The organism is Plantibacter sp. LMC-P-059a (assembly GCF_030209505.1).
Taxonomy (GTDB): Bacteria; Actinomycetota; Actinomycetes; order Actinomycetales; family Microbacteriaceae; genus Plantibacter.
The window spans coordinates 663,556-675,809 of sequence record NZ_JARVRZ010000001.1; the positions used below are offsets into that span (position 1 = coordinate 663,556).

The window sequence follows — 12,254 nt, forward strand, 5'->3', positions numbered from 1 at the left end:
ACCCGACCATCCGGACGCCGGCGACTGATCCTCAGTCGTCGGCGACCGTCGTCTCCAGCGCCTCGTGATCGACCGTCACGGTGAAGGTCTGGACGCGCAGCGGCAGCACCGGGGTCAGGCGGACCTCGAGTCGGAGCCGGCCCCGCTCGCCCTCGACGAACCAGACGAGATGGTCCGGCGAGTCGCAGACGGGTGTGGCCCGGCCGGACGCCACCTCGGCGATGCCGCCGACCGCCGCGACGGCAGCCTCGGCCGCGGTGCGGCGTTCGTCCAGCGGGACGTCGAGTGCGACGTTCTCGGCGAACAACGACGCGGCGACCCGGTCGTCCCAGTGCGACAGCAGCCCGGTCGCGGTCATCGACGCCACGAGGGTCTCCGGCCAGGGACGGATCACGGGTTCGGCGAGCTCGCCGGATGACTGAGCATCGGCGATCGCCAGCCGGAGTACCTGTTCGGCGGGCTTCGCCACGGCCGCGTATCCGGCGTTCTCGAACGCGACGACGCCGATGCCGGAAGCCGGGTGCCAGCGCATGTGCGCGCTGTAGCCCGGGTACCCGCCCGAGTGCGACACGAGCGTCCCGAGCGCGGCGTCCTCCTCCACGAAGAGTCCGAAGCCGTAGCCGAGCGCGAGGCGCGGTGGGAGCCCGTCGAGCGAGGGACGCGGCGGGGAGAGACGCTGCAGCTGCTGCATCTCGCGACGACTCGCGCTCGACAGCGGACCGCTCTCGTCACCCGTCCATGCGGCGTCGAGCCAACGGACCCAGCCGATCATCGTCGTCGCCGAAGCGAAGAGCCCGCCGATCGCGGAGAAGACCCCAGGACCCGAGAACGGGACCTCGACGAACCGGTCGTCCGCATCGACGGCTCGGTCCCGCCGGACGCGGTGACCGATCGCCGTCACCGCTCCGCCGTCCTCCGGGCGCTCGCGGTCGGGTCGCTCGAACACGGCACCGAGCCCGAGCGGTTCCAGCAGGAGTGATGTCACCGCGTCCACGAACCGCCCACCCGTCACCCGCTCGATGACCTGACCGAGGAGCGCGTAGCCGAGGTTCGAGTAGGCGAACGCCGTCCCGGGTACGGTGACGCACCGCACGCCGCGCACCAGCAGCCGACGGAACTCCGCCAGGGTGATCGACTCCTGGCGGTCGGCCCACGGATCGTCCGTCCCGAGCCCACCCGACATCGTGAGCAGCATCCGGACCGTCGGCCGGACGGCCACCCCACCGGGCGTGATCGGGGCGAACTCCGGGACGAACTCGTCCACCGGGGCGTCGAGGTCGAGCCGGCCGGTGTCGCGGAGGATGAGGAGGACGGCAGCGGTGAAGCTCTTCGTGCAGGAGGCGATGCGGAAGAGCGTGTCCTCGTCGGGCACGTCGCCGCCTCGGGTGATCTCGCCGAAGCCGCGCGAGAAGCGGACCCGATCGCGATCGAACACCGCGACGTACGATCCGGGAGCGACGCCGCCGGCGATCCGGTCCTCGAACACGCGGGCGATACCCGTCTCCGTGCCGTCCTCCACCAGGTGCATCTCGTCTCCTCCTCGGCGGCGGCGCACCGCCGTCCGCGGTCCACTCGTCGTTCGAGCGTACGACCATTCCGCGACGACGATCACCATCGGCGGGTGTGCCGGGCGTACTGTGCTCCTCTGTCCGGATGAAGTCAAGGGGGCGAGATCCTCGGCGTCGGATCCGCGCCTCGGGAGTAGCGTCATCTCCCGGATCGACCGTCGAGGGGACGGCCGTGGAAGGAGTCGTTCCATGTCGAGCACGTCGACCTCCGGGCAGCCGGGTCCCGTCAAGAGTCTCGTCCCCGCCAGGATGGATCGATTGCCCTGGACCAGGTTCCATTGGATGATCGTCGTCGGTCTCGGGTTCTCCTGGGTGCTCGACGGGCTCGAGATCCAGATCGTCGCCTCGGCCGGATTCCAGAAGTCCTTGGGACTCTCGGCCGCCGAGGTCGGGCTGCTCGGGACGATCTACCTGCTCGGCCAGGTGACCGGTGCCCTCGTGTTCGGGCGGATGGCCGACCGGCTCGGACGCAAGAAGCTCTTCATCCTCACGCTCGCGATCTACCTGGTCGCGAGCGGTATCGCCGGTCTGTCGCCGACGTTCTGGTTCCTCGCGATCTTCCGCTTCTTCGCCGGGATGGGCATCGGCGGTGAGTACGCCGCGATCAACTCGGCCATCGACGAACTCATCCCGTCGAAGTACCGTGGCCACGTCGACATCGCCATCAACGGCACCTACTGGGGCGGCGCCGCACTCGGGTCGGCCGCCAACCTGTTCCTGCTGAACACCGACTACTTCGCCGAAGACGTCGGCTGGCGGATCGGCTTCTTCATCGGCCCGGTCCTCGGCCTCATGATCATCTTCCTCCGGCGGCACATCCCCGAGAGCCCGCGCTGGCTCATGACGCATGGACGGGAACAGGAGGCGGAGGCCACGGTCGACGAGATCGAGGACACGGTCCGCAAGCAGGGCGGCACGATCGACCCCGTCGACGACTCGAAGGCGCTCACCGTGCAGGCGCAGGGACACATCCCGATCCGCACGATCTTCGGCGTCCTCTTCCGGACCTACCCGAAGCGCACCTTCGTCGGGCTCGCGATGATGATCACGCAGTCGTTCCTGTACAACGCGATCTTCTTCACCTACGCGCTCGTCCTCCAGAACTTCTACGGCACGAGCCCGTCGTCGACCCAGTACTACTTCTTCCCGTTCGCGATCGGGAACCTGCTCGGGCCGCTCCTCCTCGGACGACTCTTCGACACCTGGGGTCGTCGTCAGATGATCTTCCTGACCTACGGGGTCTCGGGTGCGGTGCTCGCCGTATCGGCCGTCCTCTTCAACGCCGGCGTGCTCGATGCGACGACGCAGACGATCTTCTGGTGCGTGTCGTTCTTCTTCGCGTCGGCAGGAGCGTCCAGCGCCTACCTCACGGTGAGCGAGATCTTCCCGCTCGAACTCCGCAGCCAGGTCATCGGGTACTTCTTCGCGATCGGTCAGATCGCCGGTTCGGTCGCGCCGCTGCTGTACGGGATCCTCATCGGCGACGGCACGGACCGGGGCCCGCTGACCGTCGGCTACTTCATCGGAGCCGGGGTGATGGTCCTCGGCGGTCTGATCGCCCTCATCTTCGGTGTCGACGCGGCCCGGAAGTCGCTGGAGGACATCACCGAACCGCTGTCGATCGTCCGGGAGGGCAAGCGCCCCGGGAAATGACGGTCGGAGCGGCGGTTCAGCCCTCTCGGTCCACGTAGACCCCGAGGGTCTCGGCCAACCGTTCCCGCTCCACCGCACGTCGGCCGGCTCCCTTGGCGCTGGCCGTCGTGAGCGTGGCGAGGATGTGGAGGGTGAGCGCGATCCCGATCGACGAGCTCGGGTGACCGTCGTCGGCTCGTCCGACCACGATCGTCTCGTCCGCGTAGGGGGTCAGCGGGGAGTCTGGGGCGTCGGTGATGAGGACGAGGCTGCCGCCGGCCTGCGCGAAGGGGACGGCCGAGGCGATCGTGTACTTGCGGTACCGCCGCAACGACACGGCGATCATCACATCGCTCGACCGCACGTCGCTGAGGACGTCGAGGGGGCGCACGATGGTTCCGTCGATCAGGGTGACGTTCGCCAGACCGTAACTGAGGTCGGCGGCGAGCAGGGACGCGTAGGTGAACGACTTCGACGCCCCGATGAGGAATCGTCGGCGGGCGGACACGATGAGCGCGGCCGAACGTTCGAGTGCGCCGTCGGTCTTCGCCCAGGCGAGCGAGTCCTCGAACTGATTGCGCTCCTGGTCGAGGAGCCGATGCTTCAGCACGGAGGCCGATCGTCGTTCCAGTCGCTGCTCCGGCCGCTCACCGGGGACGGCCGTGTCCTCCTCGGTGAGGAAGCGGATGTCGTCGTTCACGCGGGGTCTCCTTCGCCTGCAGACACCGTCGTGCGGTCAGGCGTCGTCCGTCCAGGTCGGCAGGGGCACCGACGGCCCGCCGGCAGGTCACCCGGCGAGGTTCCCTCGATGGTAGCGAGGGGAAGCGCATACAGGATCGCCGGAACGACAACGATTCGGTGCAGACGGACGCGACCGGTGCGCGATCAGCGCTCGCGCTGCTCGTCCGCCTCGGGCAGCGTGATCGAGGAGGTGAAGAGGCTCGCCCGCTGCTCGGCCTCCACGCTGCCGCTGAACAGCCCGACCGGTTCCGTCACGGGCCCGCCGCGCTTCGGGACCGGGCGCGGTTCCTGCTCCACCATCTGCACGCGGTTGCGCGGGATCGCCGACGGGTTCTGTGCGAGGATCCACTCGACCATCTGCTCGCGCACGAGGCAGCGCAGGTCGAAGAGCGTCGGAGCGTCAACCGCCGTGACGAGGATGCGGATGCGCACGTACCCGCCGACGGCGTCCGTGACCTGCAGCACCTGCGCCCGGCCGTCCCAGAGGTCGGTGCGGTCGAGGATGCGCTCCAGCTCGGTGCGCATCACGGCGGGACTCACCCACCAGTCGAGGTCGAACTCCACCGAACCGAGCAGCTCGCTGGTGTTCCGGGTCCAGTTCTGGAACGGCGTCGACGTGAAGTAGGTGGAGGGCAGCACCATGCGCCGGTCGTCCCAGATGCCGACGACGACATAGGTGAGCGTGATCTCCTCGATCCGACCCCACTCCCCCTCGACGATCACGACGTCGTCGACGCGGATGGCGTCGCTGAAGGCGAGCTGGATCCCGGCGAAGACGTTGCCCAGCACCGACTGCGCGGCGAGGCCGGCGACGATGCTGACGACGCCGGCCGAGGCGAGCACACTCGCCCCGACGCCCTGCACGCCGGGGAACGTCAGGAGGATCGAGGCGACGCCGACGATGACGACGACCGCGATCGCGAGCCGCCGGACGAGCGCGAGCTGCGTCTGCATGCGTCGGGCGACCTTGTTGTTGGGGACGTCGACGCGATACCGGGCCTGTCCGAGTCCGATGACGAAGGCGAGGAGCGCGGCGACCAGCCAGGTGGCAGCGGCGATCACGGCGATCCGGAAGCCCTGATCGATGAGCCCGCGGACGTTCTCGTCGGGCAGCGTCGCCGCCACCGCCAGCCACACCGCCACGAGGATCACGAGCGCGCGGAACGGGTGGCGCGCGCTCCCCGCGAGCGCGGCCGGCCAGGCCCGCCGTCTGGCGGCCAGACGGAACGACACCGAGACGACGGCGAGTACGACGAGTGCCGCGACCGCGGCGATCCCGGCTGCTGCGGCGACACCCCACCAGCTCTCCCAAACGAACATCCGTGCCTCCTCGAGCTGGTCCTGCGGTCCTTGGTCGCACCCTGCTCCTGCAGCGCGCAAGCGTCAAGCGTAGGGGCGCTCGTCCGCCGGGATCGACCGCTTGTGCGGCCTGCCACGAACCTCTCAGGCCGAGAGGATCGGGTGCGGGTACTCCATCGTCCGATGCTGGAACTCGGCGATGGCCTCGTTCCGGATGACACCGTCCTGGATCTCGACGGCGCGGTCGACGGTCAGGCTGTCGGCCCAGGCCGCGGGCCCGGCGAGCACGACGGGCAGGAACGGCAGGAGCGCTTCGCTGTTCTCCCAGCTCGACGAGTTCCAGAGGAGCGAGGGGCTGTGGTCGACGGCGTAGTAGTTGATCTCGCCCCGTCCGACGGTGAACATCGGGTCGTCGAACCCGGTCGTCCGGGCCCACTCGAAGGCCATCCCCTCATCGCAGGAGACGTCCACGATGAGGCTGCCGGGACGGAAGGCGCCCAGGTCGTCCTCGCGCAGGTACAGCAGCGGGGCATTCGGGTCCTGCAGGGTGCAGTTCACGACGATGTCGCTCTCCGCCAGGAACGGGGCGAGCGGGACGCGGCCCTCGTCGGTGATGACCTCGCTGAGGTAGGGGCCGTCGTCGTGGTCGAACTGGATCATGCGGGCGGAGTGGATGGGCGATGCGACCGCAGCCACCCGTCGGTTCGTGAGCACCCGCACGTCATGGATCCCGTGGGCGTTGAGCGCGGTCACCGCGCCTCGGGCGGTCGCGCCGAAGCCGATGACGACGGCGGTGAGGCGCCGACCGTAGCTGCCCGTCGAGCCGCAGAGCTCCAGGGCGTGGATCACCGAGCTGTAGCCCGCGAGTTCGTTGTTCTTGTGGAAGACGTGCAGTCCGAAGCTGCCGTCGGCGGCCCAGTGGTTCATCGCCTCGAAGGCGATGAGGGTGAGCCGTTTGTCGATCGCGAGCTGGGTGAGCGGGGTGTCCTGGACGCAGTGCGGCCAGCCCCAGAGCGTCTGCCCGTCGCGCAGTTGCTGGACGTCCTCGAGCTGCGGCTTCGGGAGGAGGACGACGTCGGCCTTCGCGAGGACCTCGGCGCGCGTCGCGAACGCGCGGACGTACGGTGCGATCTCCTCGTCGGAGACGCCGAATCGGGCGCCGTACCCGTGCTCGACGACGATCCGGGACCGGAACTCCTCCGGGATGCGTTCGAAGTGCGCCGGGTGGATCGGGACACGCCGTTCGTCGGGCTTCAGCGAGGTGGCGACCACCCCGAGGACGCTGTCGTGCTGCACGGTCGGTTCGGATCCTGCTGGCATGACTGCTCGTCCCGTTCACGGGTGCCGAGGCGGCGCCGTGCCCCTGACCGTACAGGACGCAGCGCGGAGGGGACGCTCGGGGGCACGCGCGCGGCCCGGGAACACGACAGCCCCACACCGTGAGGTGCGGGGCTGTCGTCGTGTTGGTGGACCCAAGGGGATTCGAACCCCTGACCCCCTCGATGCGAACGAGGTGCGCTACCGGACTGCGCCATGGGCCCAACTACTCGTCCAGGCTAGCAGACCGCGCGACCCGTTTCGAACCGGCGGAGCTAGTCCTCGTAGGGGTTCGGGCCGTCGTCGACCGGCATGCCGCCGTCCTGTGGATTGGCGGCGATGAGCGCCGCGAGGTCGAGGTCGCGGAACCACCGGAGCCGCTGACTCCTCGCACGTCGGTAGTGCTCGTCGACGACCGGTTCGTCGAGCACCCGGTCGAGTTTCGCCTGGATGGCGCGCTCCAGATCGCCCCAGGCGCGCTCGCGAGCGGACTCCGCGATCGCCGCGACGAAGGCCTCATCCTGGCTCACCCGACGGAGTTCTGCCGCGAGCCCCGAGTAGACCTCGCGACGACGCGACAGCGCGCTCAGATCGCCCGCGCGGTAGTCGTGCTGGTGGCGGGCGCTCCCCCGACGCTGGAACGCCGTCTGGCGGGCCTCCCGCGCCAGGTCGGCGTACTCCTCCTGCTCGTCCGCCATGCGCCCGAGCTCCCGGCGGACGGCGGCCTGCGTCGCCTCGGCGTCGTAGGAGGCGCCATCGCGGAGCGCTCGCTCGATGATCCAGTTCGTGACCTCGACCACCGTCCATGAGCGGGCGATCAGCAGGCCTTCCTCGACCGCGTGCTCGACCGGCGGCGGAGCGACCTCGGGAGGCGCGACGTAGGGCTTCATCGGCTTCCGCCGGCCTTTGCGCCACACGCCCATCGGTCACCTTTCGCGTTCCAGGGCGCCGACGAGACTGGATCGACGAACCCCCTCCACGAGTCTATCCGGAGCGGGTGACCGGTTCATGAACGACCGGAGCCGAGGGCCGTCGGTCAGCCGGCAGCGCGGCGACGCTGCAGGAGCGTGGAGCCACCGGCGGCGATCTCACCCTCGTCGACGACGCCCATGGCGGCGAACCGGCTCGGAGCCGGCTGTGGCTCGACCCGCTCGGGCTGCGGGGCGGCCACGGGCTCCGGGCGACGGACGATCGTCGGCATGGCCGGAGCGAGTCGCTCGGCGCGCGAGGCGATGGCCTCCTGCATGGCGGCCTGGCGGAGCCGGTCGTACGCGTCGGCCTTCGCCAGCTCGGCTGCGGCGGACGAGCCCTCTGAAAGGTGCAGCGGCTTGGGGATGGCCGTCGGGGTCCACGTCTGGGCCTGCGAGGCAGCCTTGACGGGTTCGTTGTACTCGAAGAGCGCCGACTCGACCCGCCTGGTTGTCACCGCGACCGCCGGCACCGGCGCGACGGCACGGTGGGCGATGCGCGACATACGCGAGAGGGCGGACAGGGCCAGCAGCCCGACGACGGTGGACGCGACACCGAGCACGAGGCCCCCACCGGCCAGGAAGGAGGTGACACCGGAGCAGAACCCGATGATGGACGCGACGAGCACGGTGGTGGCGAGCAGCCTCGAACGACGTCGGCTCCTCGCGAGCTTCGCGGCCCGCGCGTTGCGCTGGACGGCTCGGGCTGCGGCGGCGGCTGCACGACGAGCGTCCTCCGCGGCACGAGCGGCGGCCTCGGCCTGCACGGCCTTCGCCTCTTCCTCTCGCCGGATGCGGTCGGCTTCGGCGAGTTCGACCCGCGCCGCGGCTTCCGCCGTCGCCTTGGTCCTGGCTTCGAGCTGCTTCAGCAGCTTCCGCTGGGCTGCGACCTCGCGCGAGGTGGCCTCGAGGCGGACGGCCTCCGGCACCTCGGCGGTCTCGGCCAGCACACGGAGCGTCTGCTGGAGTCGGATCGCGTTCCGCTCACTGGCGGAGAACTGACTGTCACGCACCCATGAGGGCACCAGGTACACCAGCCACAGCATCGCCGCGACCAGAATGATCACCCCACCGCTCAGGAATCCGCCGTCCATGTTCATGACCGTAGCGGGTGGACACTCGTTGACCGATCACCGGCGGGGTGTGTCCGCGGATGGATGTCCAAACCGACCGATGTGGGGTGGAGCGGGGTCAACGCCCGGGGAAGGGCACGGACGCGGCGATGCGGTCCGACTCGGGGATCACACAGGCGTCCTTGGGGACCTGGCCGTCCAACCACCGGTTCAGGACACCACCGGGGACCTCCTCGCGCACGAGCGCGAAGCAGAAGTGGTCGCGCCAGTCACCGTCGATGTGGATGAACCGACGCCGGAGTCCCTCGTAGCGGAAGCCCAGCTTCTCGACCACGCGGAGGCTCGGTGCGTTCTCCGGGCGGATGCAGATCTCCAGACGGTGGAGCTGCAGGGCGGTGAAGCAGTGGTCCGTCGCCAAAGCCGTGGCGATGGGCGTGGCGCCGAGGCCCGCGAAGCGCTGCGACACCCAGTACCCGATCGATGCGGACGCCAGGGAGCCGTAGGTGATGCCGGAGACGTTGAGCTGGCCGGCGAACTCGCCGTCGACCTCGATGACGAACGGGAGACCGGCACCGGAACGTGCGTGGTTCTGCAGCGACCGGATCGCCGCACGACTGTCGGCCGGGACGGGGCCGTACGGACTCGTGGCCTCCCACCGGCGCAACCAGGCGCGGTTCTCCGCCAGCTCGCGCTCGAGCGGCCTCGCATCGCGGACCTTGATGGGCCGGATGCTCACTCGCCCGCTGCTCAGAACGGGTACGACCTGCACCACCTTGCCACCCCTCTCGCGTCCTGTGGCGAGCCTAGCGGAGCACTCCCCGAGTCACTGACGCAGCCGCGCCCCGACGCCCGCTTTCGCGGACCCGGGGCGCGTCGTGCGTCGTCGGCGGTCCTCAGTCGAGGTCGCCGGCGAAGTCCTTGAGCCACGGCCGCAGCTCGGGACCGAGGTCCTCGCGGTCGACCGCGAGCTGCACGATCGCCTTGATGTAGTCGAGACGGTCACCCGTGTCGTAACGACGGCCGCGGAAGATCACGCCGTAGACACCGCCGGTGCCCTCGACGTCCGAGGCCATCTCCTGCAACGCGTCTGTGAGCTGGATCTCGCCGCCCTTGCCCGGCTCGGTGCGCTCGAGGATCTCGAACACCTCGGGCTTCAGCACGTAGCGTCCGATGATCGCGAGGTTGGACGGGGCGTCCTCCTTGGCGGGCTTCTCGACCAGGCCGGTGACCCGCACGACGTCGGCGTCGTCGGTGGCCTCGACGGCGGCTGCGCCGTAGAGGTGGATGGAATCGGGGTCGACCTCCATGAGGGCGATGATCGTCGCGTTCCGCTTGTCCTGCTCGTCGAGCATGCGCTCGAGGAGGATGTCGCGCGCGTCGATCAGGTCATCGCCGAGGAGCACCGCGAAGGGCTCGTTCCCGACGTGGCGCTTGGCGCGGAGGACGGCGTGGCCGAGCCCCTTCGGGTCGCCCTGGCGGAGGAAGTGGATGTCGGCGAGTTCGTTGGACTCGTTGACCTTCTCGAGGCGCTGGGTGTCGCCCTTCTTGGCGAGGTTGAGCTCGAGTTCCGTCACGCGGTCGAAGTGGTTCGCGAGCGCGTTCTTGTTCCGGCCGATGATCATGAGGACGTCGGCCAGGCCGGCGCTGACGGCCTCCTCGACGACGTACTGGATGGCCGGCTTGTCGACGACGGGGAGCATCTCCTTGGGCAGCGCCTTGGTGGCCGGGAGGAACCGGGTGCCGAGACCTGCTGCGGGGATGACTGCTTTGGTAACTCGAGTGGTCATAGGGGAAAACCTATCGTGTGGAGCCGGGGAAGTCGTCGAAGACGGCCTCGAACGGGGGTGAAATCCCCTCAACCCCTGGACGACGCGGCCGTTGTCCGGTAGGTCGTCGCGCAACGAGCCGACGGCGACGGCGAGCCGTTTAGAATGGGACCCATGACGAGCCCCGCAGAGCACGAGAAACGAGCGCTCCGCGCCGAGCTCCGTGAGCGGCGTGAGCTGCTCACCTCGCTCGAGAAGGAGCGGTCGACGACCGGGCTGACCGACAACCTCAGAGCGCTCGTCTCCCGCCTCGGCGCGACCTCGCTTGCCTGTTACCTCGCCTCACCGAGCGAACCGGACACCCGTCCGTTCCTCCAGTGGGCCCAGGAGGCCGGCATCCGCATCCTCTTCCCCGTGACCCGCACCGACGGACTCCTCGACTGGACGATCGGCGAGGACGGCATCGAGACGGTCGGCTTCGCCGGCACACCGGAGGTCGTCGGCACCACGCTCGGTCCAATAGCCATCAACGACGTCGACCTGATCCTCGTGCCGGCAGCGGCCGTCGACGGCAGTGGCATGCGGATGGGCTGGGGTCGTGGCTACTTCGACAAGACGCTCGGTTCGATGGAGCGCTGCCCACCCGTCTACGCGGTCCTCTACGACACCGAGATCCTCGACGAGGTCCCGAGCGAGATCCACGACGAGCCCGTCGGCGGTGCGGTCACGCCGAGCCGCATCATCGACTTCGACCAGGTCCGACCGCGCCGCTGAGCGCGACGACCCACCACATCCCAGGAGACCCCGTGCCCACCTACGCGTACCGCTGCACCGAGTGCGGCAATGCCTTCGACATCCAGCAGGCGTTCACCGACGACTCGCTCACCGAGTGCCCGGCCTGCTCGGGCAAGCTGCGGAAGCTCTTCAGCGCGGTCGGCGTGACCTTCAACGGGTCCGGCTTCTACCGCACGGACTCCCGGGCCGGTGCCGGGAAGGGCTCGAGTTCCATCCCCGCCTCCTCGGGCAGCTCGGAGAGCTCGTCGACGTCCTCTTCGTCCGACGCCAAGGGTTCCTCCGGCACGTCCTCGACGTCGAGCCCGGCTCCGGCTTCGGCTGGGAGCAGCTCGTCCTGAGCCGGTAGCGTAGCGAGCGTCCGTTCCATCCCCGATCATCAGGGAGACCCCATGCTCAAAGGCTTCAAGGAGTTCATCCTCCGTGGCAACGTGATCGACCTGGCCGTGGCCGTCGTGATCGGGGCCGCATTCACCGCGATCGTCAACTCGCTCGTCGAGAACATCTTCAACCCGCTGCTCGGGGCACTCTTCAAGGCCGAGAGCCTGAAGGACGCGTTCGTCGTCAAGATCCCGACGCTGGACGGGCAGACCGCCGACCTGCAGTTCGGCGCCTTCCTCGGTGCGGCGATCCAGTTCGTGCTCATCGCCGCCGTCGTCTACTTCGTCATCGTGCTGCCGATGAATCACTTCAAGCGCGTCACGACGAAGCCGACGATCGCGGACGAGGCGGCGGCTCCGAGCGAGCTGTCCCTGCTCACCGAGATCCGCGACGTCCTGAAGACGGGCACGAGCGCACCGCTGCCGCCCGCACGCGACGACACGACCGACGGCCGCTAGCCCGCAGCCTGCAACTCCTGTCCACGTCCCGTCCCGCTCACCAGTGGGGCGGGACGTTGCGTTGCAGCTCGGCGTCGTTCCCGCCGCCACCGGCGGGTTTCGTGGAGCCACCCCAGGCCTCGTCGGTGTCCTCGCTCGCCTTCACCGGGCCGGCCGGGAGCTGCGGTGCAGGATCCGTCCCGGGAGCACCGGGACGGATCGCGCGCCTCGACCCTCTGGGGCGGACGATCCGCGGCTCCTGATCGTCCTGCATGATCAG

At 69.4% G+C, this 12,254-nt stretch carries 13 protein-coding genes and 1 tRNA gene; 4 read left to right on the forward strand and 10 right to left on the reverse strand.

Features of this window, described 5'->3' with window-relative positions; all coding sequences use genetic code 11:
- Positions 1-31 precede the first annotated feature (31 nt).
- Positions 32-1,528, reverse strand: coding sequence for a serine hydrolase domain-containing protein (locus QRN27_RS03125; protein ID WP_285040686.1), 1,497 nt, complete (start codon positions 1,526-1,528; stop codon positions 32-34).
- 229 nt (positions 1,529-1,757) lie between these two features.
- On the opposite strand from QRN27_RS03125, the gene QRN27_RS03130 reads away from it, so the two are divergent.
- The gene (locus QRN27_RS03130) at positions 1,758-3,221 is read left to right on the forward strand and encodes an MFS transporter (RefSeq protein ID WP_285040687.1); all 1,464 of its coding nucleotides are present in this window, start codon (positions 1,758-1,760) and stop codon (positions 3,219-3,221) included.
- Positions 3,222-3,237: 16 nt separating this feature from the next.
- Here QRN27_RS03130 and QRN27_RS03135 read toward each other — a convergent pair whose 3' ends face one another.
- The 8 genes from QRN27_RS03135 to galU all read right to left on the reverse strand — a co-directional run bounded on the left by QRN27_RS03135 (position 3,238) and on the right by galU (position 10,385).
- Entirely contained in the window at positions 3,238-3,900 is a 663-nt protein-coding gene (locus QRN27_RS03135) for a MurR/RpiR family transcriptional regulator (RefSeq protein ID WP_285040688.1), read from the reverse strand.
- Positions 3,901-4,085: 185 nt separating this feature from the next.
- Positions 4,086-5,261, reverse strand: coding sequence for a mechanosensitive ion channel family protein (locus QRN27_RS03140; protein WP_285040689.1), 1,176 nt, complete (start codon positions 5,259-5,261; stop codon positions 4,086-4,088).
- 123 nt (positions 5,262-5,384) lie between these two features.
- A complete protein-coding gene (locus tag QRN27_RS03145) occupies positions 5,385-6,560 on the reverse strand; it encodes a N(5)-(carboxyethyl)ornithine synthase (protein WP_285040690.1) in 1,176 nt (391 codons plus the stop codon).
- 144 nt (positions 6,561-6,704) lie between these two features.
- Positions 6,705-6,781, reverse strand: a tRNA-Ala gene (locus QRN27_RS03150).
- A gap of 51 nt (positions 6,782-6,832) precedes the next feature.
- Positions 6,833-7,447, reverse strand: coding sequence for a hypothetical protein (locus tag QRN27_RS03155; RefSeq protein ID WP_056007658.1), 615 nt, complete (start codon positions 7,445-7,447; stop codon positions 6,833-6,835).
- 146 nt (positions 7,448-7,593) lie between these two features.
- Positions 7,594-8,619 (reverse strand): hypothetical protein, encoded by a 1,026-nt coding sequence (locus tag QRN27_RS03160; protein ID WP_285040691.1) that lies wholly within the window; start codon positions 8,617-8,619, stop codon positions 7,594-7,596.
- 97 nt (positions 8,620-8,716) lie between these two features.
- Positions 8,717-9,370, reverse strand: coding sequence for a GNAT family N-acetyltransferase (locus QRN27_RS03165; protein WP_285036995.1), 654 nt, complete (start codon positions 9,368-9,370; stop codon positions 8,717-8,719).
- 121 nt (positions 9,371-9,491) lie between these two features.
- A complete protein-coding gene (gene galU / locus QRN27_RS03170) occupies positions 9,492-10,385 on the reverse strand; it encodes a UTP--glucose-1-phosphate uridylyltransferase GalU (protein ID WP_285040692.1) in 894 nt (297 codons plus the stop codon).
- A gap of 153 nt (positions 10,386-10,538) precedes the next feature.
- Here galU and QRN27_RS03175 point away from each other — a divergent pair, with 153 nt between their 5' ends.
- Genes QRN27_RS03175 through mscL form a run of 3 tightly spaced genes read left to right on the forward strand, consistent with a single transcriptional unit; the run spans position 10,539 to position 11,995 of the window.
- On the forward strand, positions 10,539-11,138 hold the full coding sequence (locus tag QRN27_RS03175) for a 5-formyltetrahydrofolate cyclo-ligase (protein WP_056780934.1): 600 nt from the start codon (positions 10,539-10,541) through the stop codon (positions 11,136-11,138).
- A 32-nt stretch (positions 11,139-11,170) separates the two neighbouring features.
- Complete coding sequence (locus QRN27_RS03180; RefSeq protein ID WP_285040693.1) at positions 11,171-11,497, forward strand: FmdB family zinc ribbon protein; 327 nt, start codon at positions 11,171-11,173, stop codon at positions 11,495-11,497.
- Between the two features lie 51 nt (positions 11,498-11,548).
- The gene (gene mscL, locus QRN27_RS03185; RefSeq protein WP_056778539.1) at positions 11,549-11,995 is read left to right on the forward strand and encodes a large conductance mechanosensitive channel protein MscL; all 447 of its coding nucleotides are present in this window, start codon (positions 11,549-11,551) and stop codon (positions 11,993-11,995) included.
- A gap of 37 nt (positions 11,996-12,032) precedes the next feature.
- On the opposite strand, the gene QRN27_RS03190 is transcribed toward mscL, so the two are convergent.
- Positions 12,033-12,248, reverse strand: a complete 216-nt coding sequence (locus tag QRN27_RS03190) for a hypothetical protein (protein WP_285040694.1) — start codon at positions 12,246-12,248, stop codon at positions 12,033-12,035.
- Positions 12,249-12,254 lie beyond the last annotated feature (6 nt).

What these genes read in the sequence shown, in the direction of transcription:
- QRN27_RS03155 (WP_056007658.1), bottom strand. Translation starts at nt 7,447, where the DNA reads ATGAAGCCCTACGTCGCGCCTCCCGAGGTCGCTCCGCCGCCGGTCGAG.
- QRN27_RS03140 (WP_285040689.1), bottom strand. Translation starts at nt 5,261, where the DNA reads ATGTTCGTTTGGGAGAGCTGGTGGGGTGTCGCCGCAGCAGCCGGGATC.
- QRN27_RS03175 (WP_056780934.1), top strand. Translation starts at nt 10,539, where the DNA reads ATGACGAGCCCCGCAGAGCACGAGAAACGAGCGCTCCGCGCCGAGCTC.
- QRN27_RS03190 (WP_285040694.1), bottom strand. Translation starts at nt 12,248, where the DNA reads ATGCAGGACGATCAGGAGCCGCGGATCGTCCGCCCCAGAGGGTCGAGG.
- QRN27_RS03145 (WP_285040690.1), bottom strand. Translation starts at nt 6,560, where the DNA reads ATGCCAGCAGGATCCGAACCGACCGTGCAGCACGACAGCGTCCTCGGG.
- QRN27_RS03130 (WP_285040687.1), top strand. Translation starts at nt 1,758, where the DNA reads ATGTCGAGCACGTCGACCTCCGGGCAGCCGGGTCCCGTCAAGAGTCTC.
- QRN27_RS03160 (WP_285040691.1), bottom strand. Translation starts at nt 8,619, where the DNA reads ATGGACGGCGGATTCCTGAGCGGTGGGGTGATCATTCTGGTCGCGGCG.
- QRN27_RS03125 (WP_285040686.1), bottom strand. Translation starts at nt 1,528, where the DNA reads ATGCACCTGGTGGAGGACGGCACGGAGACGGGTATCGCCCGCGTGTTC.
- mscL (WP_056778539.1), top strand. Translation starts at nt 11,549, where the DNA reads ATGCTCAAAGGCTTCAAGGAGTTCATCCTCCGTGGCAACGTGATCGAC.
- galU (WP_285040692.1), bottom strand. Translation starts at nt 10,385, where the DNA reads ATGACCACTCGAGTTACCAAAGCAGTCATCCCCGCAGCAGGTCTCGGC.